Annotated in this window: 24 protein-coding genes and 1 tRNA gene; 6 read left to right on the forward strand and 19 right to left on the reverse strand. The window is 61.0% G+C overall.

The window, feature by feature from the left end:
* Positions 1–6: 6 nt before the first annotated feature.
* From CWE01_RS05880 to rlmE, 7 genes are all read right to left on the reverse strand, one after another.
* A tRNA-Leu gene (locus CWE01_RS05880) sits at positions 7–92 on the reverse strand.
* Between the two features lie 29 nt (positions 93–121).
* The gene (secG, locus tag CWE01_RS05885) at positions 122–502 is read right to left on the reverse strand and encodes a preprotein translocase subunit SecG (RefSeq protein ID WP_100939598.1); all 381 of its coding nucleotides are present in this window, start codon (positions 500–502) and stop codon (positions 122–124) included.
* Positions 503–506: 4 nt separating this feature from the next.
* Complete coding sequence (gene tpiA, locus CWE01_RS05890; protein ID WP_100939599.1) at positions 507–1262, reverse strand: triose-phosphate isomerase; 756 nt, start codon at positions 1260–1262, stop codon at positions 507–509.
* Positions 1263–1328: 66 nt separating this feature from the next.
* Positions 1329–2666, reverse strand: coding sequence for a phosphoglucosamine mutase (glmM, locus tag CWE01_RS05895; RefSeq protein WP_100939600.1), 1338 nt, complete (start codon positions 2664–2666; stop codon positions 1329–1331).
* Positions 2667–2682: 16 nt separating this feature from the next.
* Positions 2683–3534, reverse strand: a complete 852-nt coding sequence (gene folP / locus CWE01_RS05900; protein ID WP_100939601.1) for a dihydropteroate synthase — start codon at positions 3532–3534, stop codon at positions 2683–2685.
* An 8-nt stretch (positions 3535–3542) separates the two neighbouring features.
* Entirely contained in the window at positions 3543–5453 is a 1911-nt protein-coding gene (gene ftsH, locus CWE01_RS05905) for an ATP-dependent zinc metalloprotease FtsH (RefSeq protein WP_100939713.1), read from the reverse strand.
* Positions 5454–5656: 203 nt separating this feature from the next.
* Positions 5657–6286, reverse strand: a complete 630-nt coding sequence (rlmE, locus tag CWE01_RS05910) for a 23S rRNA (uridine(2552)-2'-O)-methyltransferase RlmE (RefSeq protein WP_100939602.1) — start codon at positions 6284–6286, stop codon at positions 5657–5659.
* A gap of 106 nt (positions 6287–6392) precedes the next feature.
* Here rlmE and yhbY point away from each other — a divergent pair, with 106 nt between their 5' ends.
* A complete protein-coding gene (gene yhbY / locus CWE01_RS05915) occupies positions 6393–6701 on the forward strand; it encodes a ribosome assembly RNA-binding protein YhbY (protein WP_100939603.1) in 309 nt (102 codons plus the stop codon).
* A 12-nt stretch (positions 6702–6713) separates the two neighbouring features.
* On the opposite strand, the gene CWE01_RS05920 is transcribed toward yhbY, so the two are convergent.
* The 8 genes from CWE01_RS05920 to grpE form a co-directional block, all read right to left on the reverse strand.
* Complete coding sequence (locus CWE01_RS05920; RefSeq protein ID WP_100939604.1) at positions 6714–7118, reverse strand: MFS transporter; 405 nt, start codon at positions 7116–7118, stop codon at positions 6714–6716.
* Positions 7119–7146: 28 nt separating this feature from the next.
* Positions 7147–7623 (reverse strand): transcription elongation factor GreA, encoded by a 477-nt coding sequence (gene greA, locus CWE01_RS05925; protein WP_024077441.1) that lies wholly within the window; start codon positions 7621–7623, stop codon positions 7147–7149.
* Positions 7620–10841: a carbamoyl-phosphate synthase large subunit gene (carB, locus tag CWE01_RS05930; RefSeq protein ID WP_100939605.1), complete on the reverse strand. Its 3222-nt coding sequence runs from the start codon at positions 10839–10841 to the stop codon at positions 7620–7622. The genes greA and carB overlap by 4 nt, the downstream gene beginning before the upstream one ends.
* Positions 10842–10946: 105 nt before the next feature.
* On the reverse strand, positions 10947–12083 hold the full coding sequence (gene carA, locus CWE01_RS05935; RefSeq protein WP_100939606.1) for a glutamine-hydrolyzing carbamoyl-phosphate synthase small subunit: 1137 nt from the start codon (positions 12081–12083) through the stop codon (positions 10947–10949).
* Between the two features lie 259 nt (positions 12084–12342).
* On the reverse strand, positions 12343–13149 hold the full coding sequence (dapB, locus tag CWE01_RS05940; protein WP_100939607.1) for a 4-hydroxy-tetrahydrodipicolinate reductase: 807 nt from the start codon (positions 13147–13149) through the stop codon (positions 12343–12345).
* A 10-nt stretch (positions 13150–13159) separates the two neighbouring features.
* On the reverse strand, positions 13160–14284 hold the full coding sequence (gene dnaJ / locus CWE01_RS05945; RefSeq protein WP_100939608.1) for a molecular chaperone DnaJ: 1125 nt from the start codon (positions 14282–14284) through the stop codon (positions 13160–13162).
* A gap of 193 nt (positions 14285–14477) precedes the next feature.
* Positions 14478–16397, reverse strand: coding sequence for a molecular chaperone DnaK (gene dnaK, locus CWE01_RS05950; RefSeq protein WP_100939609.1), 1920 nt, complete (start codon positions 16395–16397; stop codon positions 14478–14480).
* A 100-nt stretch (positions 16398–16497) separates the two neighbouring features.
* Complete coding sequence (grpE, locus tag CWE01_RS05955; protein WP_100939610.1) at positions 16498–17064, reverse strand: nucleotide exchange factor GrpE; 567 nt, start codon at positions 17062–17064, stop codon at positions 16498–16500.
* A gap of 241 nt (positions 17065–17305) precedes the next feature.
* Here grpE and recN point away from each other — a divergent pair, with 241 nt between their 5' ends.
* On the forward strand, positions 17306–18979 hold the full coding sequence (gene recN, locus CWE01_RS05960; RefSeq protein WP_100939611.1) for a DNA repair protein RecN: 1674 nt from the start codon (positions 17306–17308) through the stop codon (positions 18977–18979).
* A 99-nt stretch (positions 18980–19078) separates the two neighbouring features.
* On the opposite strand, the gene fur is transcribed toward recN, so the two are convergent.
* The gene (gene fur, locus CWE01_RS05965) at positions 19079–19486 is read right to left on the reverse strand and encodes a ferric iron uptake transcriptional regulator (protein ID WP_100939612.1); all 408 of its coding nucleotides are present in this window, start codon (positions 19484–19486) and stop codon (positions 19079–19081) included.
* A 97-nt stretch (positions 19487–19583) separates the two neighbouring features.
* Here fur and CWE01_RS05970 point away from each other — a divergent pair, with 97 nt between their 5' ends.
* Positions 19584–20108: an outer membrane protein assembly factor BamE gene (locus CWE01_RS05970; protein WP_100939613.1), complete on the forward strand. Its 525-nt coding sequence runs from the start codon at positions 19584–19586 to the stop codon at positions 20106–20108.
* A gap of 46 nt (positions 20109–20154) precedes the next feature.
* Here the strand turns inward: CWE01_RS05970 and CWE01_RS05975 are convergent, their stop codons facing one another.
* Complete coding sequence (locus CWE01_RS05975; RefSeq protein ID WP_100939614.1) at positions 20155–20469, reverse strand: RnfH family protein; 315 nt, start codon at positions 20467–20469, stop codon at positions 20155–20157.
* Positions 20462–20896 (reverse strand): type II toxin-antitoxin system RatA family toxin, encoded by a 435-nt coding sequence (locus CWE01_RS05980; protein ID WP_100939615.1) that lies wholly within the window; start codon positions 20894–20896, stop codon positions 20462–20464. Before CWE01_RS05980 ends, CWE01_RS05975 begins: the two co-directional genes overlap by 8 nt.
* A 127-nt stretch (positions 20897–21023) precedes the next feature.
* Here CWE01_RS05980 and smpB point away from each other — a divergent pair, with 127 nt between their 5' ends.
* Positions 21024–21506 (forward strand): SsrA-binding protein SmpB, encoded by a 483-nt coding sequence (gene smpB / locus CWE01_RS05985; protein ID WP_100939616.1) that lies wholly within the window; start codon positions 21024–21026, stop codon positions 21504–21506.
* Between the two features lie 32 nt (positions 21507–21538).
* Here smpB and CWE01_RS05990 read toward each other — a convergent pair whose 3' ends face one another.
* Positions 21539–22306: a GntR family transcriptional regulator gene (locus tag CWE01_RS05990; RefSeq protein WP_100939617.1), complete on the reverse strand. Its 768-nt coding sequence runs from the start codon at positions 22304–22306 to the stop codon at positions 21539–21541.
* Between the two features lie 261 nt (positions 22307–22567).
* On the opposite strand from CWE01_RS05990, the gene CWE01_RS05995 reads away from it, so the two are divergent.
* Both CWE01_RS05995 and lldD read left to right on the forward strand, forming a co-directional pair.
* A complete protein-coding gene (locus tag CWE01_RS05995) occupies positions 22568–24262 on the forward strand; it encodes a lactate permease LctP family transporter (protein WP_100939618.1) in 1695 nt (564 codons plus the stop codon).
* A gap of 70 nt (positions 24263–24332) precedes the next feature.
* Positions 24333–25478: an FMN-dependent L-lactate dehydrogenase LldD gene (gene lldD, locus CWE01_RS06000; RefSeq protein ID WP_100939619.1), complete on the forward strand. Its 1146-nt coding sequence runs from the start codon at positions 24333–24335 to the stop codon at positions 25476–25478.
* The last annotated feature ends 17 nt before the right edge of the window (positions 25479–25495 follow it).

The following is a 25495-nucleotide window of genomic DNA, read 5'->3' on the forward strand; positions in this document are numbered from 1 at the left end:
GATAATTGGTACCGAGAAGGGGACTCGAACCCCTACACCCTATGGGCACAACCACCTCAAGGTTGCGTGTCTACCAATTCCACCACCTCGGCAATACAACGTTTACAGCATGAAACCCATTTTACTTCTGCTCTGGAGCCTTGGGTACATCAGTCGGTGAGGCCGACTTGGGTTCCTGGAGCACCGGTACATCATCAGATGCCGGTTTCTGCTTTGGCACTTCCAACACTGCCGGGTTTGGCAAACCTACTTGAGTCAGCTCATGAGCTTTCTCTTTAGCAAAGTAACCTAACCCCAAGCTGGTTATGAAGAAACCTGCGGCAAGTATAGCAGTAAACTTACTAAGAAAGGTAGAGGAACCTTGGCTTCCGAACACAGTATTTGAAGCACCTGCTCCGAAAGACGCACCAGCGTCCGCACCTTTACCCTGTTGCAGCAATACCAGAGCGACAACGCCCAGCGCACCCAACAGATGAAGAACGACTACGACTGTTTCCAGCATTTTTTCAGTTTCCCGCGGCGCGACAGATCGCACCGAACTCATCTGCATTCAGGGAAGCCCCACCAATGAGCCCCCCATCGATATCCGGCATGCCGAACAGTTCGACCGCATTGGCCGCCTTCACGCTGCCGCCGTATAGAAGCCGCACACCTTGTGCGACCTCAGAATTCTTTGCCGCCAACTGCGCGCGAATGGCGGCGTGCACATCCTGCGCTTGTTGCGGTGAAGCTGTCAGCCCGGTGCCAATGGCCCAGACCGGTTCGTAAGCGATGACAGCCTTGGCAAAAGCGCCGACACCAAACGCCTCGATAATGCTGTCCAGCTGACGCGAAACCACTTCCAGCGTCTTGCCGGCTTCACGCTGCTCCAGGGTTTCCCCTACACAGAGCACCGGAATCAACCCACAGGCTTGCGCTGCCGCAAACTTGCGATTGAGGACGGCATCCGACTCGCCAATGATCAGGCGACGCTCGGAATGCCCTACCAACACCAGGGAACACCCTGCATCGAGCAACTGACTCGGTGCAATCTCACCGGTCAAGGCGCCCTGCTGGGGCTCCACCGCCGAGTTCTGCGCACCGATCAAAATCGATTGGCCTTTCAAGCCTTCAACCACTTGGCTGATATGCAGGCAAGGCGGGAATACCGCCACGTCAACACCGCTCGGCAAGGCCAGGTCACTCAAACCCTTGATCAGCTCGACGACGCTGGCGCGGGTACCGTGCATCTTCCAGTTACCAGCTACCATTGGGCGACGCATGCTGTACCTCGCAGGTCAAAGTGGGCGCAGATGTTACCCAACCGCATCCTCACTGGCAAGCCGAAATCAGGCGCAAACTTCAGTCACCAGTTTTGCCAGTGCATCGGCGTGACCACGGACCGTCGCTTCGTCCTCGCCTTCGACCATTACCCGCACCAGCGGCTCGGTACCGGACTTGCGCAACAGCACGCGACCGCGACCGTTCATGGCCTGGGTGACGTCCTCGCAGGCCTGCACCACCTTTGGGTGCTTGACCGGGTCGACACCACCGGCAAAACGCACATTGACCAGCACCTGCGGGCACTTGCGCAGCGCCTGGCGCGCCTGGGCCAGGCCTTCGCCACGACGTCGCAGGGCCATCAGGGTTTGCAACGCGGCGATGATCGCATCGCCGGTGGTGGTGTGATTCAGGCAGAGAATATGCCCGGAGTTTTCGCCACCCACCAGCCAGTTGCGCTCCAGCAGCTCGGCAATCACATAACGGTCGCCGACATTGGCGCGCACGAACGGAATGTCCAGCTCCTTGAAGGCCAGCTCGAGACCCAGGTTGCTCATCAAGGTACCGACCACGCCGCCGTTCAGCTTGCCACGCTCAGCCATATCCCGGGCAATGATGAACACCAGTTCGTCACCATCCACCACGGCACCGGTGTGATCGACCATCAGCACCCGATCGCCGTCGCCGTCGAAGGCGATGCCCAGGTCCGCCTGCTCGGCCAGCACGGCCGCCTGCAGCGGTTTCATATGCGTCGAGCCGCAGTTGTCGTTGATGTTCAGACCGTTGGGCGCCGCCGACAGGGCGACGACCTGCGCGCCCAGCTCACGGAACACACTCGGCGCGACCTTGTAGGTGGCCCCGTGGGCGCAGTCGATAACAATCTTCAGGCCCGCGAGGTTGGTCCCCGTCGGCACACTGCTCTTGCAGAATTCGATGTAGCGACCGGCCGCGTCATTGATCCGCGAGACCTTGCCGAGCTTTTCCGACTCGACCACGGTCATCGGCGCATCGAGCAACTCCTCGATCATCAGCTCGACTTCATCCGGCAGCTTGGTGCCCGCACCGGAGAAAAACTTGATGCCGTTGTCGTCGTGGGGGTTGTGCGAAGCGCTGATCACGATTCCTGCCTCGGCATGAAACGTCCGGGTCAGGTAGGCGATGGCCGGCGTCGGCATCGGCCCCAGCAGCATCACATCGGCGCCCGCAGCGGAAAGACCGGCTTCCAGGGCGGACTCGAACATGTAGCCGGAGATCCGCGTGTCCTTGCCCACCAGCACCCGGCACGCGCCCAGCTTGCGGAACGCCATGCCGGCGGCCCAGCCGAGCTTGAGCATGAAATCAGGGGTGATCGGGTACTGCCCTACGCGCCCACGAATACCGTCGGTGCCGAAGTATTTTTTCTTCATCAGAACTCCATCGTTCTTATTGTGCAGCGTCAACGGCAGCGATCATGCGCACCACGTCGACCGTTTCGGCGACATCGTGCACACGAAGAATCCGTGCGCCTTTGCTCATCGCCAATGCCGCCAGGGCCAGGCCGCCATAAAGGCGCTCACCGACCGGACGACCAAGGGCCTGCCCTATCATGCTCTTGCGCGAGACGCCGACCAATAGCGGCCGGCCCAGGGCATGCAACGCTTCCATATGCTTGAACAGACTCAGGTTGTGCGCCAGGGTCTTGGCAAAGCCAAACCCCGGGTCGAGCACGATGCGCTCAGCCGCGATACCGGCTGCCGCACACAGCGCCATGCGCTCGGCGAGAAAATTCACCACCTCGCCCGTGACATCGTCGTAATGGGGGTTGTCCTGCATATTTCCCGGCTCGCCGAGCATGTGCATCAGGCAGACCGGCAAGCCAGTCGCAGCAGCGGCCTGCAGGGCACCGTCACGCTGCAACGAGCGCACGTCATTGATCAGGCCCGCACCCAACCTGGCGCTCTCCAGCATGACCTGTGGCGTGGACGTATCGACCGAGATGATCACATCCAATTCCCGGTGAATACGCTCGACCACCGGCGCGACACGCTCCAGCTCCTCGAGAGGAGAAACCACGGGCGCACCGGGACGGGTCGACTCGCCACCGATATCGATCAGCGTCGCACCCGCCTCAACCATGGCCTGCGCGTGGCGCAGGGCAGCATCGAGGTGATTGAAACGGCCGCCATCGGAAAAGGAATCAGGGGTGACGTTGAGAATGCCCATGACATGCGTCCGGGCCAAATCAAGAACCCGGTTGCCGCAAGGCAACCGGGTCGAGGACTGAACAGAAGTCATTTCAAACCTTAATGATCAGCCGCAGGGCCGCCGATCGGCGTTTCTGGTCGTTCGTTCTGGACCACCGGCGGAGTACCCGAAGTGCCCGAACCACCTTCCCAGTCGCGCGGTTCACGCGGTGGGCGACCAGCCATGATGTCGTCGATCTGCTCGGCATCGATGGTTTCGTACTTCATCAGCGCGTCCGCCATGGCGTCGAGCTTGTCGCGGTTGTCCGTCAGGATCTGCCTGGCCGTGCCGTAGCACTGGTCAATGATGCTGCGCACTTCCGAGTCGATCAGCTTGGCCGTTTCGCCGGAGAAGCTGGCGTTCTGACCGCCGCCGCCACGCCCCAGGAATACTTCCTGATCTTCCTCGGCGTACATCAGCGGACCCAGTTTCTCGGACAGGCCCCACTTGGTGACCATGTTCCGGGCAATCTGGCTGGCACGCATGATGTCGTTGGAAGCGCCGGTGGTGACACCGTCAAAGCCCAAGGTCATCTCTTCAGCGATACGGCCGCCATACAGCGAGCAGATCTGGCTGATCAGCGCACGCTTGGACAGGCTGTAGCGATCCTCTTCCGGCAGGAACATGGTCACACCCAGCGCACGACCGCGCGGGATGATCGAGACCTTGTAGACCGGATCGTGCTCGGGCACCACACGGCCGACAATCGCGTGACCGGCTTCGTGATACGCGGTGTTCTGTTTTTCCTTCTCGGACATGACCATGGATTTGCGCTCGGCGCCCATCATGATCTTGTCTTTCGCCAGTTCGAACTCCTTCATCTCGACGATGCGTTTACCGGCACGTGCAGCGAACAGGGAAGCCTCGTTCACCAGGTTGGCCAGGTCGGCACCGGAGAAGCCCGGCGTACCCCGCGCAATCACCCCGGGAGCGACATCGTCGCCCATGGGCACTTTGCGCATATGGACTTTGAGAATCTGTTCGCGACCGCGGATATCCGGCAGACCAACGACCACCTGGCGGTCGAAGCGACCAGGACGCAGCAGCGCCGGGTCGAGTACGTCAGGACGGTTGGTGGCGGCAATCACGATGATGCCGTCGTTCATCTCGAAACCGTCCATCTCCACCAGCAACTGGTTGAGGGTCTGTTCGCGCTCGTCGTGACCACCGCCCATACCGGCACCACGGTGACGACCGACCGCATCGATTTCGTCGATGAAGATGATGCAAGGCGCGTGCTTCTTCGCCTGCTCGAACATGTCACGGACACGGCTGGCACCGACACCGACGAACATCTCGACGAAATCGGAACCGGAAATAGTGAAGAACGGCACCTTGGCTTCGCCGGCAATCGCCTTGGCCAGCAAGGTTTTACCGGTACCCGGAGGACCGACCATCAGCACACCGCGGGGAATTCGGCCGCCCAGGCGCTGGAACTTGCCCGGATCGCGGAGGAACTCGACCAGCTCGCCGACTTCTTCCTTGGCTTCGTCGCAACCGGCGACGTCAGCCAGGGTGGTTTTCACCTGGTCTTCGGATAGCAGGCGCGCCTTGCTCTTGCCGAAACTCATCGGCCCGCCCTTGCCGCCCGCACCGCCCTGCATCTGGCGCATGAAGAACATGAACACCGCGATGATCACCAGGATCGGGAAGCTGGCAACCAGCAACTGGGTCCAGATGCTCTGCTGCTCAGGCTGCTTGCCTTCGACCACGACGTGGTTGTCCACCAGGTCGCCGATCAGGCCGTTGTCCTGGATGGCCGGACGGATGGTCTTGAAGCTGTCGCCATCGTTGCGCTTGCCGGTGATCACGTAGCCGTCCACGGCAACGCGCTCGACTTTGCCATCCTTGACCTGCTGGATGAAGTCGGAGTAGTTGAGGGTCTGCGGCTCGTTAGGGCTGGAGAAGTTGTTCATCACTGTCACCAGGACAGCGGCGATGATCAACCACAGGATCAGATTCTTTGCCATATCGTTCAATTAACTACCCTCATGAAGCGGGATCCGCTACTGGCGCGCGCTTCGCATGATATTCACCGGCGTAACTTACTACATAACCTACAGATCCTGCAGGCGCCGTCTGTAACCCTTTGTGAAACAATCACTACACAATATGCGCTTATTCTCACGGGGCGAAATACGAAAAACCTATCGCCCCGGCCAAGAACCTCGTCTTACTCGATCCGTCCGCGGAAGCCACGGCCCAGCAGATACTGCTCGCGGGACCGATCACGGGAAGACGACGGCTTGCGCGTCTGGACCTTGTCAAACAGCTTGCGGAAGTTCTTGTGGTACTCGTCGAAGCCTTCGCCCTGGAAAACCTTGATCAAAAAATCACCACCGGGGCGTAGGACGCGTCCGGCGAGATCGAGAGCCAGTTCACAAAGGAACATCGAACGCGGCATATCCACTTCGGGTGTACCACTCATATTGGGGGCCATATCGGAAATCACAAGGTCCACCTCGGAATTTCCCACTGCCGCGAGGATTTCAGCCAGGACAGAGTCCTCGGTGAAGTCGCCCTTGATGAAGGTCACGTCGGGGATGCTGTCCATGTCCAGGATGTCGGAAGCGATCAAGCGGCCCTTGCCGCCAATCAGACGACTGGTCACCTGGGACCAGCCACCCGGGGCCGCGCCGAGGTCGATCACGGTCATGCCCGGGCGAATAATCCGGTCCTTCTCCTGGATTTCCAGCAATTTGTAGCTGGCACGGGAGCGGTAGCCGTCTTTTTGCGCCATTTTGACGTACGGATCGTTGAAATGTTCTTTCAGCCAGTTAAGGCTAGTCTTGGAACGGGCCACGGGCCACCTCAAAAAAATAGTCGAATCGCGATTAACTGGGCGGTCCCGGACGCGCTCGGGTAAACTGGCCGCCGCTTTTTACAAGATCAGACGCAGGGGTCAGATTATGCCGCTCACTCAAGAGCAGAAGAAACAGTACAAATCCATCGGCCACCATCTGAAACCAGTATTGACTGTGGCTGACAACGGTTTGACCGAAGGTGTGTTAGCCGAGCTTGAACGCGCATTGGGCGATCATGAGCTGATCAAGATCAAGCTCAATATCCTCGACCGCGAATCGCGCCTGGAGGCCATTGCGCAACTGTGCAAGGCCGGCAAGGCGGATCTGGTGCAAGTCATCGGCAAGATGGCACTGCTTTATCGCAAGAACTTCAGCGTCAACAAGCAGTTGTCCAACGTCCATCGCTTCAAGTGACGTAGGACGGGGTCAAGGGTACGCAGCGCGTGCCCTGCCACTCTCGCCCGGCACCGGTTGCAGCACCAGCACCAGGCCGCAAAGGCCAAGCACCAGATAACTGAACAACTGCCAGCGCGACGCCTCCGGCAGCCAGGTTCGCACCGCGAAATACATCCCGCACGCATAGAACGACATCAACAGCAATTGCCCGCGCGTATCGCGCCATAGGCTTGCCCGGCCTTCGGCCTGGAGCAACACCAGGATCTGCACGATCACACACACCGTTGCAAACCCTATCAATAAAGAGCCCAGCAGGCTATTGATCTCGTCGATCAACAGCGGTGCCAGGCCAATTTGCGTCAACACCGGCAACAAACCGATGTGCAGCAGCCACAGGCCACCAACCCAGAGCATCTGGGTCAGTTGCCAGAGCATGGCGCCCGCACGCAGCGGGCGCCTTCGTTCAGATGTGGCGGACTTCAACAATCTCGTACTCGATAACGCCACCGGGCGTTTTGACAGCCACCACATCACCCTCTTCCTTGGCAATCAAGGCACGGGCCAGTGGCGAGCCAACGGAGATCTTGCCGAGTTTGAAGTCGGCCTCATCCTCACCCACGATGTGATAAACCACGCTTTCGTCGGTTTCGACGTTGGCGATTTCCACGGTGGTACCGAAGATCACCTTGCCGGTGTGCGGGATGGTCGTGACGTCGATGATCACCGCGTTCTGCATGCGGCCTTCGATGTCACGGATCCGCGCCTCGACCATACCTTGCTGCTCGCGGGCAGCGTGGTATTCGGCGTTTTCCTTCAAGTCACCCAGCTCGCGGGCCGTACCGATGTCCTGGCTCAGCTTCGGACGGACGACCTTGGTCAGGTGAGCATGCTCTTCTTCCAGGGCTTTCGCGCCCTGGACGGTCATGGGGTATTTGGTCATGCCTTCAATCCTGCGTGTAGATCCTGCAAGCGACGCACGGTCTTCTCCGGACCGAACTTGAGCGCTTCGCAGATGGCTTCGCCAGCAGCAATGGTAGTGGTGCAGTAGATCTTGTGCTGCAGCGCGTTACGACGAATGGAGTACGAGTCAGCGATCGACTGACGGCCTTCGGTCGTGTTGATGATCAGGGTGACTTCGTCATTCTTGATCATGTCGACGACGTGCGGACGACCTTCCGTCACCTTGTTGACCCGGCGCACTTTCAGCCCGGCCGCTTCGATCACCTTGGCCGTGCCGGCAGTTGCCACCACTTCGAAGCCCAAGTTGATCAGATCACGGGCCACGCCTGCAACCAGTGGCTTGTCGTCATCACGCACGCTGATGAAGGCGGTACCGCCGGTCGGCAGCACTTCGCTGGCGCCCATCTGGGCCTTGGCGAACGCTTCGCCGAAGGTGTCGCCGACGCCCATCACTTCACCGGTAGACTTCATCTCCGGGCCCAGGATCGGGTCCACACCAGGGAATTTGGCGAAGGGGAACACCGCCTCTTTCACACTGTAGAAGTTCGGAATGATTTCCTTGGTGAAGTTCAGCTCTTTCAGGGTCTTACCGGCCATCACGCGAGCAGCGATCATGGCCAGGGAGACACCGATGCACTTGGAGACGAACGGCACGGTACGCGAAGCGCGCGGGTTGACTTCGATGACGTAGATATCTTCGCCTTGCAGGGCCAGTTGCACGTTCATCAGGCCGACAACACCCAACTCCAGGGCCATTTTCTTGACCTGGTCGCGCATCTCGTCCTGGATGTGCGCCGGCAGCGAGTACGGCGGCAGCGAGCACGCGGAGTCACCGGAGTGAACACCGGCCTGCTCGATGTGCTGCATGATCGCGCCGATCACCACGTCGGTGCCGTCACAGACCGCATCCACGTCCATTTCAATGGCGCAGTTGAGGAAGTGGTCCAGCAGCACCGGGCTGTCGTTGGACACTTTCACCGCGTCGCGCAGGTAACGCTTGAGTTCTTCTTCTTCGTAGACGATTTCCATCGCCCGACCGCCCAGCACGTAGGACGGACGCACCACCAACGGGTAACCGATCTTGCTCGCGGCACGAATCGCTTCGTCTTCGCTGCGCACGGTGGCGTTTGGCGGCTGACGCAGGTTCAGGCGCTCGACCATCTGCTGGAAGCGCTCGCGGTCTTCGGCACGGTCGATGGCGTCAGGGCTGGTGCCGATGATCGGCACGCCGGCCGCTTCCAGGGCACGGGCCAGTTTCAACGGGGTCTGGCCGCCGTACTGGACGATCACGCCTTTCGGCTTCTCGACGCGGACGATTTCCAGCACGTCTTCCAGGGTCACTGGCTCGAAGTACAGGCGATCGGAGGTGTCGTAGTCGGTGGACACGGTTTCCGGGTTGCAGTTGACCATGATGGTCTCGTACCCGTCTTCGCGCAGCGCCAGGGCCGCGTGCACGCAGCAGTAGTCGAACTCGATGCCCTGGCCGATACGGTTCGGACCGCCGCCGAGGATCATGATCTTGTCGCGACCCGATGGCGCGGCCTCGCACTCTTCTTCATACGTCGAGTACAGGTAGGCGGTGTCGGTGGCGAACTCGGCCGCGCAGGTGTCGACGCGCTTGTAGACCGGGAACACTTCCAGCTTGTGACGATGGGTCCGCAGGTTTTTCTCGGTCACGCCCAGCAGCTTGGCCAGACGCATGTCGGAGAAGCCCTTGCGCTTGAGGCGGAACATCAGGTCGCGGTCGATGGCCGACAGACCCAGGGTCTTGACCTTCTCTTCTTCCTTGATCAGATCTTCGATCTGCACCAGGAACCACGGATCGATCATGTTCATGCCGAAGATTTCTTCGACGGTCATGCCGGCGCGGAAGGCGTCCGCCACGTACCAGATGCGCTCGGCGCCCGGCACGGTCAGCTCGCGCTTGAGCACGTTCATGCTTTCCGGGTTGCTCAGGTCGAGCTTCTCGTCCAGGCCGCAAACGCCCACTTCCAGGCCGCGCAGGGCTTTCTGCAGGGATTCCTGGAAGGTCCGGCCGATGGCCATGACTTCACCCACCGACTTCATCTGGGTGGTCAGGCGGGCGTCGGCTTTCGGGAATTTCTCGAAGGCGAAGCGCGGCAGCTTGGTCACGACGTAGTCGATGGACGGTTCGAAGGACGCCGGGGTCTTGCCGCCGGTGATGTCGTTCGACAGCTCGTCCAGGGTGTAACCCACCGCCAGCTTGGCCGCGACCTTGGCGATCGGGAAGCCGGTGGCTTTCGAAGCCAGCGCCGAGGAACGCGATACCCGCGGGTTCATCTCGATCACGACCATGCGGCCGGTGTTCGGGCAAATGCCGAACTGAACGTTGGAACCACCGGTTTCCACGCCGATCTCACGCAGTACCGCCAGGGAGGCGTTACGCAGGATCTGGTATTCCTTGTCGGTCAGGGTCTGTGCCGGTGCAACGGTGATCGAGTCACCGGTGTGCACGCCCATCGGGTCGAAGTTCTCGATGGAGCAGACGATGATGCAGTTGTCCTTTTTGTCGCGGACCACCTCCATCTCGTACTCTTTCCAGCCGATCAGCGATTCGTCGATCAGCAGTTCCTTGGTCGGCGACAGGTCCAGGCCACGGGCGCAGATTTCTTCGAACTCTTCACGGTTGTAAGCGATACCGCCACCGGTGCCGCCCATGGTGAAGGACGGACGGATGATGCACGGGAAGCCGAGCTTCTCGAGGACCGCATTGGCCTCTTCCATGCTGTGGGCGATACCGGAACGCGGGCAGTCCAGGCCGATGGATTTCATCGCCTTGTCAAAGCGCGAACGGTCTTCGGCCTTGTCGATGGTGTCGGCGTTGGCACCGATCATTTCCACGCCGAACTTCTCGAGCACGCCTTCGCGCTCCAGGTCCAGGGCGCAGTTCAGGGCAGTCTGGCCACCCATGGTCGGCAGCAGGGCGTCCGGACGCTCCTTCTCGATGATCTTGGCCACGGTCTGCCACTTGATCGGTTCGATGTAGGTGGCGTCGGCCATGGCCGGGTCGGTCATGATGGTGGCCGGGTTGGAGTTCACCAGGATGACGCGGTAACCCTCTTCGCGCAGGGCCTTGCAGGCCTGGGCGCCGGAGTAGTCGAATTCGCAGGCCTGGCCGATCACGATCGGGCCGGCACCGAGAATCAGGATGCTTTTTATGTCTGTACGTTTTGGCATGGGTTTGTCACTCAAATCCGCAGGTCAGTCGGCAAGCCGTTGAACAATCCTAGAAGAGCCCCAGGGGGCCGCCGCGTGGCGGGGCCGCCCTGGGCATTCAGGCGATCAACGGCGCTTGGCCATCTCATTGATGAAGCGATCGAACAGCGGTGCAACGTCGTTCGGGCCCGGGCTGGCTTCAGGGTGGCCCTGGAAGCTGAACGCGCTCTTGTCGGTGCGCTCGATGCCTTGCAGGGAGCCGTCGAACAGCGACTTGTGAATCGCCCGGACATTGGCCGGCAGGGTCGCTTCATCCACCGCAAAACCGTGGTTCTGGCTGGTGATCATGACAACACCGGTATCCAGGTCCTGGACCGGGTGGTTGGCACCGTGATGGCCGTGACCCATTTTCAGGGTCTTGGCGCCGGAGGCCAGGGCCAGCAGCTGGTGACCCAGGCAGATACCGAACACCGGAATCTCGGTTTCCAGTACTTCCTTGATCGCCTTGATCGCGTAGTCGCAAGGCTCCGGGTCACCCGGGCCGTTGGACAGGAACACGCCGTCCGGTTGCAGGGCCAGAACGTCGCCGGCCGGGGTTTGCGCCGGCACGACCGTCACGCGGCAACCGCGCTCGACCAGCATGCGCAGGATGTTGTGCTTGATACCGTAGTCGTAGGCCACGACATGGTAAGGCAGCTTGGAGGCTTCGATGGTCGCGTGGCTGTCGGTCTTCAAGTCCCAGACCGTCGAGCGCCACTCGTACTGCTTCGTGGTGCTGACGACTTTCGCCAGGTCCATGCCCTTCAGGCCCGGGAAACCTTGTGCTGCGGCAATCGCCGCGGCTTCGGAAATGTTGTCGCCGGCCATGATGCAGCCGTTCTGCGAACCTTTTTCCCGCAGGATGCGGGTCAGGCGCCGGGTGTCGATACCGGCGATGGCCACCACGTTGTTGGCCTTCAGGTAATCGGACAGGGACATCGTGTTGCGCCAGTTGCTCGCTACCAGCGGCAGGTCGCGGATGACCAGGCCGGCGGACCAGACACGATCGGACTCGGCATCTTCCGGCGTGGTACCGGTGTTGCCGATGTGCGGGTAAGTCAGGGTAACGATTTGCTGGGCGTAGGAAGGATCGGTAAGGATTTCCTGATAGCCGGTCATTGCGGTGTTGAACACCACCTCACCAACGGTCTGACCGTCGGCTCCAATGGCTTCGCCGCGAAAAATGCTGCCATCAGCAAGGGCGAGTATGGCTGGCTTAGTCAAGAAGACCTCCCGTAAATAAAGCCTGAAAGGGCGATCGCAGGTTGTAAAAAAGCGGAATGACGTATGGACACGTCACCCCGCTCGTTCACTGAATTATTCTGCGCGCTTTTAGTGGACACACTAAAGCTGTAGCTTACAGAAAAAGGCTTTTTTAATCCACCGCTAATGAGCCGAAAAGGCCAGGGAATGCGACAGGGCGTCGCTTTGCGGTGCGAAACAGGGCAGGCAGACCCTGCCAACCCTGTTTCCGGGACATCACTCAGTGCAGTTCGAGCACATCCTGCATATCGTACAGGCCTGGCGCCTTGCCATCCAGCCACAACGCCGCACGCACCGCGCCCTTGGCGAAGGTCATGCGACTCGAAGCCTTGTGGGTGATCTCCAGGCGCTCGCCTTCGGCGGCGAACAGCACGGTGTGATCACCGACCACATCACCACCACGCACCGTGGCAAAACCGATGGTTTCCCGCTCGCGCGCACCGGTATGACCTTCCCGACCGTACACCGCGACCTTCTGCAGATCACGATCCAGCGCCTTGGCGATCACCTCGCCCATGCGCAGCGCTGTGCCCGAAGGCGCATCGATCTTGTGCCGGTGGTGGGCCTCGATGATCTCGATATCCGCATCATCGCCCAACACCCGCGCCGCCATATCCAGCAACTTCAGCGACAGGTTGACGCCGACACTGAAATTGGCCGCGAAGACAATCGCAATATCCTTGCCCGCTTCGGCCAGCAACGCCTTCTGCGCCGCGTCCAGGCCGGTGGTACCGATTACCATGGCCTTGCCGGCCTTGCGGCAGAAAGCCAGGTTTTTCAGCATCACTTCCGGCAGCGTGAAATCGATCAACACATCGAACTCGTCCGCCACCGCGTCCAGGCCATCGGACAACGGCACGCCGATACGCCCCAACGAAGCCAGCTCGCCGGCATCCGCCCCCACCAGCGAACTGCCGGGACGAACGACCGCCGCCGTCAGGCCGGTGAGCGGCGCGCGCTGCTGCACCGCCTCGACCAGGATCTTGCCCATGCGCCCGGCGGCGCCCATCACAGCTATACGTCGCATGCCTCGCTCCTTACAGGTCGCCGAAGAAACGCTTCATCCCTTCGAACCAACCGCTGGCCTTGGGCGAATGAGAGCTGTCGCCAGCCAGGGAGGAACGGAACTCTTCCAGCAGTTCACGCTGGCGACGGCTCAGGTTCACCGGAGTCTCGACAGCCACACGGCACATCAGGTCACCCGCACCACCGCCACGCACGGGCGCAACACCCTTGCCGCGCAGACGGAACTGCTTGCCGGTCTGGGTACCTTCCGGAATCTTCAATTTGACGCGACCGTCCAGGGTCGGCACTTCCAGCTCGCCGCCCAGGGCTGCGTCGACGAAGCTGATCGGCACTTCGCAGAACAGGTGCTTGCCGTCGCGCTGGAAAATATCGTGCTCGCGGACATTGATCACGACATACAGGTCGCCGGTCGGACCACCCTGCGTACCCGCCTCGCCTTCGCCGGACAGGCGAATACGGTCACCGGTATCGACGCCCGACGGCACTTTCACCGACAGGGTCTTGTACTCTTCCACGCGGCCCTGACCATGGCAGGAATCGCACGGATCGGAAATGATCTTGCCCTGGCCATGGCAACGCGGGCAGGTCTGCTGCACCGAGAAGAAGCCCTGCTGCATGCGCACCTGGCCGATACCGCCACAGGTCGGGCAGGTGATCGGCGCGGAACCTTTCTTGGCCCCGGAGCCGTCGCACGGCTTGCAGTTGACCAGCGTCGGCACGCGGATATTGACGGTGGTACCGCGTACCGCCTCTTCCAGGTTCAGCTCCAGCGTGTAGCGCAGGTCACTGCCGCGCTGGGCGCCGCCACGGGAACCGCCGCGACCGCCACCGAAGAAATCGCTGAACACATCGCCGAAGATATCGGAGAAGTTCTGCCCGCCGAAGCCGGCACCGCCGCCACCCATGCTCGGGTCGACACCCGCATGGCCGTACTGGTCGTAGGCGGCACGCTTGCTGGAGTCGGACAGCACTTCGTAGGCCTCGTTGGCCTCCTTGAACAGCTCTTCCGACGCCTTGTCATCCGGATTACGGTCCGGGTGATGTTTCATCGCGAGGCGGCGGTAAGCTTTTTTCAGGTCCGCCTCGCTGGAGCCACGCTCGACCCCCAAAACCTCGTAATAGTCACGCTTTGCCATGATTCTTTGCACTCTTGAGGATGTTCGGGACTCCCGACTTGAACAGTCCCGCCCCGACCATCAGCACCCGAACGCTGTCGCATGCTGTAAAAATTTGCCTATTCCAGACACGCCAACGCGGGAGCAAGCTCCCGCGCGGCGACATCCTACCAGTCACCGCTCAAGAGCAGTCAACCGGTTGACCTGCAAGTGGTTACTTGTGGTCTTTGACTTCTTCGAACTCAGCGTCGACGACGTCATCCTTGTGGTGCGCTTCTTCCTGGGCAGGTTGTGCACCGGCTTCAGGTTTGGCGCCCTGTTCGGCGTACATCTTCTGGGCCACAGGCGCGGAGACCTTGGACAGCTCCTCGACCTTGGCTTCGATAGCCGCCTTGTCGTCGCCTTTGACAGCGGCTTCCAGGGCAACCACGGCCGCTTCGATCGCGGTTTTCTCTTCGGCGGTCACTTTGTCACCGGCGTCGGCGATCATCTTGCGGGTCGAGTGCACCAGGGCATCGCCCTGGTTGCGGGCACCGGCCAGCTCTTCGAACTTGCGGTCTTCCTCGGCATTGAGCTCGGCGTCGCGAACCATCTGCTGGATTTCTTCATCCGACAGGCCGGAGTTGGCCTTGATGGTGATCTTCTGCTCTTTGCCGGTGGCCTTGTCCTTCGCGCCGACGTGCAGGATGCCGTTGGCGTCGATGTCGAAGGTCACTTCGATCTGTGGCACGCCACGTGGTGCTGGTGGAATCTCGGCCAGGTCGAACTTGCCCAGGGACTTGTTCTGCGCGGCTTGCTTGCGCTCACCCTGCAGGACGTGAATGGTCACGGCGCCCTGGTTGTCGTCGGCAGTCGAGAACACTTGCGATTTCTTGGTAGGAATCGTGGTGTTTTTCTCGATCAGCGCGGTCATCACGCCACCCATGGTTTCGATACCCAGGGTCAGCGGGCTGACGTCGAGCAGCAGAACGTCCTTCACGTCACCCGCCAGAACGGCGCCCTGGATAGCAGCACCCATGGCAACGGCTTCGTCCGGGTTGACGTCTTTACGGGCTTCTTTACCGAAGAAGTCGGTGACCAGCTTCTGTACCAGCGGCATGCGGGTCTGACCGCCGACCAGGATCACGTCGTTGATCGCGCCAACGTCGATACCGGCGTCTTTCAGCGCGATGCGGCAAGGCTCGATGGTGCGCTGAACCAGGTCTTCCACCAGCGCTTCCAGCTTGGCGCGGGAGATTTTCACGTTCAGGTGCTTCGGACCGGTGGCATCTGCAGTGATGTACGGCAGGTTGACGTCGGTCGACTGAGCCGAAGACAGCTCGATCTTGGCTTTTTCAGCGGCTTCTTTCAGGCGCTGCATGGCCAGCGGGTCACCCTTGAGGTTCATGCCGCTTTCTTTCTTGAACTCGTCGACGAGGTAGTCGATCAGACGAATGTCGAAGTCTTCACCGCCGAGGAAGGTGTCACCGTTGGTGGCCAACACTTCGAACTGGTGCTCGCCATCAACTTCGGCGATTTCGATCACGGACACGTCGAAGGTACCGCCACCCAGGTCATAAACGATGACAGTGTGGTCGCCCCGAGCCTTGTCCATGCCGTAGGCCAGAGCAGCCGCGGTCGGTTCGTTGATGATGCGCTTGACGTCCAGGCCGGCGATACGACCGGCGTCCTTGGTAGCCTGGCGCTGGCTGTCGTTGAAGTAGGCCGGAACGGTAATGACCGCTTCAGTCACTTCTTCGCCGAGGTAGTCTTCGGCGGTTTTCTTCATCTTTTTCAAGATTTCAGCCGAGATCTGTGGCGGTGCCATTTTCTGGCCGTTCACTTCGACCCAAGCATCGCCGTTGTCAGCCTTGGCGATTTTGTAAGGGACCATCTTGATGTCTTTCTGAACGACTTCTTCGTCGAACTTGCGACCGATCAGACGCTTCACCGCGTACAGGGTGTTATGCGGATTGGTCACCGCCTGGCGCTTGGCCGACTGGCCAACCAGGATTTCGCCATCGTTGGCGTAGGCAATGATCGACGGCGTGGTGCGTGCACCCTCGGCGTTTTCGATCACTTTGGCCTTGCCGTTTTCAAGAATGGAGACGCAGGAGTTGGTAGTCCCCAGGTCGATACCGATAATTTTGCCCATTTCACTCTCCCGAAACTTTGATTTTTTTGCCGCAGCGGTTATGGCCAACTGCGGTAGCACTTAAACGCTTGACTTGTAGATGGGGGCCTTGCAGCCGATTTCAAGCCTGCTCGTCGATCGTCGGCGAAACCGGAGCGACCGCCTTGCTGACCACAACCATCGCCGGGCGCAGCAGGCGACCGTGGAGCTGATAGCCTTTCTGGAACACTTTCAGCACGCTGTTGGGCTCGACATCAGCGCTTTCCTGCATGGCCATGGCCTGGTGCAGGGAGGCATTGAAGGGTTCGCCGTGCGGGTCGATAGCTTCCAGTTGATAACGCTTGAGGGTGTCCTGGAACATCTTCAGGGTCAGCTCGATGCCTTCGCGCATCGGCCGGATGTTTTCATCGTCCGGGTTGGACAGGTCCAGGCCACGCTCGAGGCTGTCGATGATCGGCAGCAGGTCGCCGGCAAACTTCTCCAGGGCGAACTTGTGTGCCTTTTCCACATCCTGCTCGGCACGCCGGCGGATGTTCTGCAGGTCGGCTGCGACACGCAACCCTTGATCCTGTGCCGCTGCCAGTTGCTCTTCGAGCACCTGGACGCGGGTGGCCAGATCGTCGCCCTGAGCCTGTGCGGCCGAGCCGGCTTCCTGATTTTGCGAATCCAGAGTCTGTTCGTCAGCCATAAAAAACCTCCTTTCAATATCGTCCGCGAGCTCGACTCGCGCTTCTGCCCCGATATATGGGGTCGCAATTTCCAGGTTCAAGGGCCAGTCGCGCGGCAATCACCTGCCAGCCTGCCAGCACAAGATTACCGTTCGCGCTAAGAAACCCCGACATTCAAGCCAATCGGACTAAGGGCAAGATTGTCAGCGCAAATCAAAACACTGTATAAATAACCAGACCTAAAGCCTGGGAGCGGCCTTCATGCTGGTGCACCTGTCCGTACATAACTACGCAATCGTCGAACATCTCGATCTGGAACTGGATCGCGGGATGAGCGTAATCACTGGCGAAACCGGTGCCGGCAAGTCGATCATGCTCGACGCCCTCGGGCTGACCCTGGGCGATCGCGCCGACAGCGGCGTGGTCCGTCCCGGTGCGGACAAGGCCGACATCCTCGCCACCTTCGATCTCGAAGACATTCCCGAGGCCCGGGCCTGGCTCGCCGAGCGCGACCTCGACAACGACGGTCCGTGCATCCTGCGCCGGGTGATTACCGCCGAAGGTCGCTCGCGCGGCTATATCAACGGTTCGCCCTGCCCCCAGGGCGACCTCAAGGCCCTCGGCGAACTGCTGATCGACATCCACAGCCAGCACGAACACCAATCCCTGCTGAAAACCGATACCCACCGCCGACTGCTCGACGAATATGCCGGCGCCACCGATCTCGCCCGCCAGGTACAGCTCGCGGCCCAGCGCTGGCGCCAGACCCGCCAGGAACTGGAGCGTCTCTCCAACTCCGGTGACGAACAGCGCGCCCGCCACCAACTGCTCAGCTACCAGCTCGAAGAACTCGAGAACCTCGGCCTGGGGGAAAACGAGCTGGGGGACCTGGAGCAGGAACACAAGAACCTGACCAACGCCGAAACCCTGCTCGGCATCTGCCGCCAGGTGGTGGAACAATGCAGCGAAAGCGACTCGGGCAATGTGCTCAACGCCCTGACCGCGAGCCTCAACCGCCTCTCCAGCGTCAACAACGGTAGCGGCGCCCTGGGCGAAGCCACCAACCTGCTGGCCAGCGCACAGATCCAGGTCGAGGAAGCCGTCGGCGAACTGAACCGTTTTCTCGACCACTTCGACGCCGACCCAGCTCGCCTGCAGCAGCTCGAGGAACGTCTGGACGCCATCTACACCCTGGCGCGCAAGCACCGCATCCAGCCGACCGAAGTGGCGACTCTCCAGCAAAAGCTGCTGGATGAAATCGAAACCCTCAATGCCAACGACGAAGCCATCGAGCGCCAGACGGAAGAGCTCGCGGCCTATGCCCGGCATTACCAGGAGCGGGCACGGGAGCTCAGCGACCTGCGCCATCAGGCGGCAACCAGCCTCGCCAGCGCAGTGGAACAGGAAATCCAGCGCCTGGGCATGCCCGGCGGACGCTTCAGCATCGAACTGCACGCCAACACCAGTAACGAACCACTGCCTTATGGCCTTGAGTTGGTCGAATTGCTGGTCAGCGCCAACCCCGGCCAACCGCTCAAGGCACTGGCGAAGGTGGCCTCCGGGGGCGAGCTGTCACGGATCAGCCTGGCGATCCAGGTCATCACCGCACAGACTTCGCGCATCCCGACCCTGGTGTTCGACGAAGTGGACGTGGGTATCGGTGGCCCGACCGCCGAGATCGTCGGCCAACTGCTGCGCCGCCTCGGCGAACGCGGACAGGTCCTGACGGTCACGCACCTGCCACAAGTGGCGGCGCAAGGGCACCATCATCTATTTGTGCACAAGATGCGCGGCAGCGATGCCACCCGCACGGCGGTCTCGAAACTGAGCAAGGCCGAACGGATCGAAGAAGTCGCGCGCATGCTCGGGGGCATTGACCTGACCAAGGAATCCCTGGCCCACGCGAAAAAGATGGTGATCACAGCCAAAGCTTGAGCCTGGACATCGGCACCTAGAAAAATCTGGCAACAAAAAGCACAAAGGCGACCCTGAGGTCGCCTTTGATCGCTTCGCGAACCGGTATTCGCAACAGACTTATTTTTTCTTTTGGCGTACGTACAGCACCAGATTGTGATCCACCAGCTCGAAACCGTGAGCTTCGGCGATCGCCTTCTGAAGTGTCTCGATTTCCGGGCTGGTGAACTCGATCACCTCGCTCGTATCGACGTTGACCATATGGTCGTGGTGCCCGCCGTCCGCCAGCTCGAAGACCGCATGGCCGCCGTCGAAATTGTGGCGAACCACCAACCCGGCCGCTTCGAACTGGGTCAGTACACGGTAGACCGTTGCCAGGCCAACATCCTCGCCAGCTTCCATCAGCGCCTTGTAGACATCCTCGGCGCTCATGTGACGCTGCTCGGCAGAATCGAGCATTTGCAGAATCTTGACCCGTGGCAGAGTCACTTTTAAGCCGGCTTTACGTAGTTCGCTATTTTCAACCATGGTCAGCTTTCTCGCGATGCTGCTTCGCAGCTTCTCTTAATACGGGTATGATCGGGGTTTACGTTGTCCCAGCCAAGATAGTGGAAGTCGCCCACCGATGCAAAACACCAAGCTGTTGCTAACCAGTTTTACCTTAGTGGGACTGCTCGCACTCGCCGGTTGTTCATTCCCCGGGGTTTACAAAATCGACATCCAACAGGGCAATGTCGTCACGCAGGACATGATAGACCAGTTGCGCCCGGGAATGACCCGCAAGCAAGTAAGGTTTATCATGGGCAACCCCCTGCTGGTCGACACATTCCACCCCAATCGCTGGGATTACCTGTATAGCCTGCAGCCCGGTGGCGGTGAACGCCAGCAGGAGCGTGTCAGCCTGATATTCAATGCCAATGATCAACTCGCCAGCCTGTCCGGCGACTTCAAGCCCGGCGTAAGCCGCGATGAAGCGATCCTGGGCAAGGACGGCACACAGGTGAACGCTCCGGTGCAGAATACCGAGAAGCCGAAGCCAGAGACGCCAGCCAAGCCGGGTTCGCTGCTGGATCAGATCCAGAAAGATGTCGACGGCGTAAAAGCCGTACCGGTCCCGGTCCCGGAACCGTTGGATACCACACCGCAGTAAAACGGCGGTACAAAAAAAGCCCGGCATGTCCGGGCTTTTTTTATGCCTACAGGTTTTGCGCCTTGGCCTTGGCCGCTTTTTCCGCACGCAGGCGCCGGACTTCCTTCGGATCGGCCAGCAAGGGGCGATAGATTTCGATGCGATCACCCTCCGTCACCATGCGGCTATCGGCATCGGCAATCGCCTTGCCGAAAATCCCCAACGGACAGACCGCTATATCCAGCGCGGGAAACTGCTCGGCGATCCCCGACAGGCGCACCGCCGCCCGCAACGTCGTTCCCGCCGACACTGAAACCGCCTGCAGGCACTGACGCCCGATATCGGCGTAAACCACCTCTATCGCAACCAGGGGCTCAACCATGGAGTTGCTTGGCCCGCTGACAGAAGGCATCCACCAGGGTATTGGCCGCCTGGTTGAAAAGCGGCCCGAGGGTTGCCCGCACGAGGGGCCCGGCATAATCGAAGGTCATGTCCAGGCTGATCTTGCAGGCTTTCTCCCCGAGGGGCTTGAACACCCAGACACCGTGCAGTTGAGTGAACGGCCCTTCTTCCAGGTTCATTTCAATCGAGTGTCCCGGTACCAGCGTATTGCGGGTGACGAAATGCTGGCTCAAGCCCGCCTTGGCCACCCCCAGCGTGGCACGCATGTGCGTCTCAGAGCTTTCGAGCACCTGGGCCGTCGAGCACCACGGCAGGAACTCCGGGTAACGCGCCACGTCGTTCACCAGGTCATAAAGCGCCTGTGCCGGGTAAGGCAGCAAGGCCGAACGTTGAATATGGGTCGTCATGTCAGCGTTGATTCCACAGCTGGGCGGCAAACAAAAGTGCGCGCATTGTCCGGGATTCATCCTACGCGCTCAAGCACGCAGCTTCACCGTAGCCGAGTGGCGCGCAACTCCCTATAATGCCGCCCCTATGGCTAAACAGAAGAAGCACCCCACAGGGACCATCGCGCAAAATAAAAAGGCGCGCCACGATTACTTCGTCGAACAACGGTTCGAGGCTGGTCTGGTCCTGGCCGGCTGGGAAGTAAAGAGTCTACGTGCAGGCAAGGCACAGCTGGTCGACAGCTATGTACTGCTCAAGAACGGTGAAGCCTGGCTGTTTGGCAGCCACTTCACGCCGTTGACGACCGCCAGCACCCACGTCATTGCCGACCCGACGCGCACGCGCAAGCTGCTGCTCAACCAGCGCGAGCTGGAAAAGATACACGCGGCCGTACAGCAGAAGGGCCATGCCTGTGTCTGCCTGTCGCTGTATTGGAGCAAGCACCTGGTCAAGTGCGAGATTGCCCTGGGCAAGGGCAAGAAGGAATACGACAAGCGCGATACCGAGCGCGAGCGCGATGCCAATCGGGACTTGCAGCGCGCCGTGCGCAACAAGGGCAAGGAAGACTGAGCCGGTGGCGAGGGGGCAACCCCTCGCCACGCTTACAACCCCTTGCGCCGCTCGGCCCGCGCCACCCGCTGCACTTCCTGGCGCACTTCCTCCAGTACCTCCTGCACATACAGAATGTGCCGGCTGGACACGGCTCGGGCGTCGTCGGCACGTCCTTCGATAATCGCCAGGTACAGCTCGCGATGCTGGTTGATCAGCATGTCCCGGGTTTCGCTGCGCTGCTTGTACATGCCGCCAATGTTGGTCACCACATTACGCTTGAGCAGATCGAACAAGCCGCGGATGGTATGCAGCAACACCGCGTTATGACTCGCCTCGGCAATTGCCAGGTGAAAACTCGCGTCCGCCGCGCCCTCTTCCGCCCGACTCACCTCGTCCGCCCGCCCGTAGCAGCTCTGCAAGTGCTCAAAAACCACGCGCAGGCGCTCCCGATCCGCCTCGGTTGCCCGCAACGCCGCGTAATAGGCGCAGGACGCCTCCAGGGTATGACGAAACTCCAGCAGGTCGCGCTGGGCTTCCGGATTGCTTTCCAGCAGGTGCAGCAACGGATCGCTGAAGGTCGAACCCAGCGACTCCACCACATAGTTGCCACCGCCCTGGCGACTGACCAGCAGCCCCTTGGCCACCAGCTTCTGGATCGCCTCGCGCAGCGACGGGCGTGAGACACCGAACTGCTCGGCCAGCGCACGCTCGGCCGGCAGCCGCTCACCGGCCTTGAGCGTGCCCTCGAGGATCATCCCCTCAAGCTGCTGGACAATATCGTCAGACAAACGGCGCTGACGAATCTGATCAAACCCCATCACTCACTCCTTACGATCCCGAACCCTTGCCGGGACTGCCTATTCTGGCCTATCGAGGCGCGACCAGCACCTGCCAGACACGACATAAATCACCTGCTCAGCCCCCTCGCCGAACACCTCTCAGACGAAAGTTTCAGAGCGGCAAATTGACACATCCCTAACAAGGCTTTTAACCTAGCGTCCGTCGATTGTAAATTGGTATTACCAATTATCCAAATCGCCATCAGTGCCTGACCAACAACAATTAGGGGCCACCCCACTATGCAAACCTGGCAACAGCTCTACAGCCCTCTCGGCAGCCTCGGCCTGTCTGCTCTCGCAGCCGTGATTCCCATCGTTTTCTTCTTCCTGGCCCTGGCGGTGTTTCGCCTCAAGGGTCATGTGGCGGGCAGCATTACCCTCGTGTTGTCGATCCTGGTGGCGATCTTCGCCTTCAAGATGCCGGTCGACATGGCGCTCGCCGCCGCCGGCTACGGATTCGCCTACGGCCTGTGGCCCATCGCCTGGATCATCGTGGCGGCGGTCTTCCTCTACAAACTGACGGTCAAGAGCGGCCAGTTCGAAATCATCCGCAGTTCGGTGCTGTCGATTACCGATGACCAGCGCCTGCAAGTGCTGCTGATCGGCTTCTGCTTCGGAGCCTTCCTCGAAGGTGCCGCCGGCTTCGGCGCCCCGGTGGCGATCACCGCCGCCCTGCTCGTCGGCCTGGGCTTCAACCCGCTCTACGCAGCCGGCCTGTGCCTGATCGCCAACACCGCGCCGGTGGCCTTCGGCGCCCTCGGCATCCCGATCATCGTTGCAGGCCAGGTCACCGGTCTCGACGCGTTCAAGATCGGCGCCATGGCCGGCCGCCAGCTGCCACTGCTGTCGCTGTTCGTGCCGTTCTGGCTGGTGTTCATGATGGACGGCCTGCGCGGTGTGCGGGAAACCTGGCCGGCGGCCCTGGTGGCCGGGCTGAGCTTTGCCGTGACCCAGTTCTTCACCTCGAACTTCATCGGCCCGGAACTGCCGGACATCACCTCGGCGCTGGTCAGCCTGGTCTCCCTGACCCTGTTCCTGAAAGTCTGGCAACCCAAGCGCACCGCCGGCGCGCAGATCGCCGGTGCCGCTCCGGGCGCGGTGATCACCGCCAGCGTCGGCGGTTTCGGCCAGCCGCGCAGCAGCCTCGCCTCGCCCTACAGCCTGGGGCAGATCTTCAAGGCCTGGTCGCCGTTCCTGATCCTCACCGTGCTGGTGACAATCTGGACCCTGAAGTCGTTCAAGGCGCTGTTCGCCACTGGCGGCGCGATGTACGGCACGGTGTTCAGCTTTGCCATCCCGCATCTCGACCAACTGGTGATCAAGACCGCGCCGATCGTCGCAACGCCCACGCCGATTGCGGCCGTCTTCAAGCTCGACCCGATCGCGGCCACCGGCACGGCGATTTTCTTCTCCGCCCTGGTGTCGATGCTGATCCTGAAAATCGACTTCAAGACTGGTCTGACCACTTTTAAAGAAACCCTTTACGAGCTGCGCTGGCCGATCCTGTCCATCGGCATGGTGCTGGCCTTCGCCTTCGTCACCAACTACTCGGGCATGTCCTCGACCATGGCCCTGGTTCTGGCCGCGACCGGCGCCGCGTTCCCGTTCTTCTCGCCGTTCCTCGGCTGGCTGGGGGTGTTCCTCACCGGCTCCGATACCTCGTCCAACGCCCTGTTCAGTTCGTTGCAAGCGACCACGGCGCACCAGATCGGCGTCAACGACATCCTGCTGGTGGCGGCCAACACCAGCGGCGGCGTCACCGGCAAGATGATCTCCCCGCAATCGATCGCCGTGGCCTGCGCCGCCACTGGCCTGGTGGGCAAGGAATCGGATCTGTTCCGCTTCACCCTCAAGCACAGCTTGTTCTTCGCCACCATTGTCGGGCTGATCACCCTGGCCCAGGCCTATATCTTCACCGGCATGCTGGTGCACTAAAGTGACAAGGGCCGGGGGCCTGTCAAAGCCCCCGGCAACCGTTCCCTTTCAACCAACGCTGCGAGCCCCCATGATTATTTCCGCCTCCACCGATTACCGCGCGGCCGCTCAACGCAAGCTGCCGCCCTTCCTGTTCCACTATGCCGACGGCGGCGCCTACGCCGAGCACACCCTGCGCCATAACGTCGAGGACCTGGCGAACATTGCCCTGCGTCAGCGCGTGCTGAAGAACATGTCCGAGCTGAGCCTGGAAACCAAGCTGTTCAATGAGACCTTGAGCATGCCGGTGGCCCTGGCACCCGTCGGCCTGACCGGCATGTATGCCCGTCGCGGCGAGGTTCAGGCGGCCCGCGCGGCGGCGGCCAAGGGCATTCCCTTTACCATGTCGACCGTGTCGGTCTGTCCGATCGAGGAAGTGGCCCCCGCCATCAGCCGTCCCATGTGGTTCCAGCTGTACGTACTCAAGGACCGCGGCTTCATGCGCAATGCCCTGGAGCGCGCCAAGGCCGCGGGGGTCACCACCCTGGTCTTTACCGTGGACATGCCGGTGCCCGGCGCCCGCTACCGGGATGCGCATTCCGGGATGAGCGGCCCGAACGCGCCGCTGCGGCGTGTCTGGCAAGCCATGACTCACCCACAGTGGGCCTGGGACGTGGGCCTGATGGGCAAGCCCCACGACCTGGGCAATATCTCGAAGTATCGCGGTAACCCGACGGGCCTCGGCGACTACATCGGCTGGCTGGGCGCCAACTTCGACCCGTCGATTTCCTGGAAGGACCTGGAGTGGATCCGCGAGTTCTGGGAAGGGCCGATGGTCATCAAGGGCATACTCGATCCCCAGGATGCCAAGGATGCGGTGAAGTTCGGTGCCGACGGCATCGTGGTCTCCAACCATGGCGGTCGCCAGCTCGACGGCGTGTTGTCCAGCGCCCGCGCCCTTCCGGCCATCGCCGATGCGGTGAAAGGCGACCTGAAGATCCTCGCCGACTCCGGCATCCGTAGCGGCCTGGACGTGGTGCGCATGATCGCCCTGGGTGCGGACACCGTGCTGATCGGCCGCGCATTCCTCTACGCACTCGCCGTCGCGGGCGAAGCGGGTGTGAAGAATCTGCTGGACCTGTTCGAGAAGGAAATGCGCGTGGCCATGGTGCTCACCGGCGCCAAGTCCATCAGCGAGATCAACCGTGATTCGCTGGTTCGTGAACTGGGCGCCTGAACATCGCGCCCCGACGA

Source organism: Pseudomonas sp. QS1027 (assembly GCF_002814235.1).
Classification (GTDB): domain Bacteria; phylum Pseudomonadota; class Gammaproteobacteria; order Pseudomonadales; family Pseudomonadaceae; genus Aquipseudomonas.

What these genes read in the sequence shown, in the direction of transcription:
- recN (WP_100939611.1), top strand. Translation starts at nt 17,306, where the DNA reads ATGCTGGTGCACCTGTCCGTACATAACTACGCAATCGTCGAACATCTC.
- CWE01_RS05970 (WP_100939613.1), top strand. Translation starts at nt 19,584, where the DNA reads ATGCAAAACACCAAGCTGTTGCTAACCAGTTTTACCTTAGTGGGACTG.
- CWE01_RS05995 (WP_100939618.1), top strand. Translation starts at nt 22,568, where the DNA reads ATGCAAACCTGGCAACAGCTCTACAGCCCTCTCGGCAGCCTCGGCCTG.
- grpE (WP_100939610.1), bottom strand. Translation starts at nt 17,064, where the DNA reads ATGGCTGACGAACAGACTCTGGATTCGCAAAATCAGGAAGCCGGCTCG.
- smpB (WP_100939616.1), top strand. Translation starts at nt 21,024, where the DNA reads ATGGCTAAACAGAAGAAGCACCCCACAGGGACCATCGCGCAAAATAAA.
- greA (WP_024077441.1), bottom strand. Translation starts at nt 7,623, where the DNA reads ATGACCAAATACCCCATGACCGTCCAGGGCGCGAAAGCCCTGGAAGAA.
- CWE01_RS05990 (WP_100939617.1), bottom strand. Translation starts at nt 22,306, where the DNA reads ATGGGGTTTGATCAGATTCGTCAGCGCCGTTTGTCTGACGATATTGTC.
- carB (WP_100939605.1), bottom strand. Translation starts at nt 10,841, where the DNA reads ATGCCAAAACGTACAGACATAAAAAGCATCCTGATTCTCGGTGCCGGC.
- ftsH (WP_100939713.1), bottom strand. Translation starts at nt 5,453, where the DNA reads ATGGCAAAGAATCTGATCCTGTGGTTGATCATCGCCGCTGTCCTGGTG.
- dnaJ (WP_100939608.1), bottom strand. Translation starts at nt 14,284, where the DNA reads ATGGCAAAGCGTGACTATTACGAGGTTTTGGGGGTCGAGCGTGGCTCC.
- CWE01_RS05975 (WP_100939614.1), bottom strand. Translation starts at nt 20,469, where the DNA reads ATGGTTGAGCCCCTGGTTGCGATAGAGGTGGTTTACGCCGATATCGGG.
- lldD (WP_100939619.1), top strand. Translation starts at nt 24,333, where the DNA reads ATGATTATTTCCGCCTCCACCGATTACCGCGCGGCCGCTCAACGCAAG.
- CWE01_RS05980 (WP_100939615.1), bottom strand. Translation starts at nt 20,896, where the DNA reads ATGACGACCCATATTCAACGTTCGGCCTTGCTGCCTTACCCGGCACAG.
- glmM (WP_100939600.1), bottom strand. Translation starts at nt 2,666, where the DNA reads ATGAAGAAAAAATACTTCGGCACCGACGGTATTCGTGGGCGCGTAGGG.
- tpiA (WP_100939599.1), bottom strand. Translation starts at nt 1,262, where the DNA reads ATGCGTCGCCCAATGGTAGCTGGTAACTGGAAGATGCACGGTACCCGC.
- CWE01_RS05920 (WP_100939604.1), bottom strand. Translation starts at nt 7,118, where the DNA reads ATGCTCTGGCAACTGACCCAGATGCTCTGGGTTGGTGGCCTGTGGCTG.
- secG (WP_100939598.1), bottom strand. Translation starts at nt 502, where the DNA reads ATGCTGGAAACAGTCGTAGTCGTTCTTCATCTGTTGGGTGCGCTGGGC.
- dnaK (WP_100939609.1), bottom strand. Translation starts at nt 16,397, where the DNA reads ATGGGCAAAATTATCGGTATCGACCTGGGGACTACCAACTCCTGCGTC.
- fur (WP_100939612.1), bottom strand. Translation starts at nt 19,486, where the DNA reads ATGGTTGAAAATAGCGAACTACGTAAAGCCGGCTTAAAAGTGACTCTG.
- yhbY (WP_100939603.1), top strand. Translation starts at nt 6,393, where the DNA reads ATGCCGCTCACTCAAGAGCAGAAGAAACAGTACAAATCCATCGGCCAC.
- dapB (WP_100939607.1), bottom strand. Translation starts at nt 13,149, where the DNA reads ATGCGACGTATAGCTGTGATGGGCGCCGCCGGGCGCATGGGCAAGATC.
- folP (WP_100939601.1), bottom strand. Translation starts at nt 3,534, where the DNA reads ATGACTTCTGTTCAGTCCTCGACCCGGTTGCCTTGCGGCAACCGGGTT.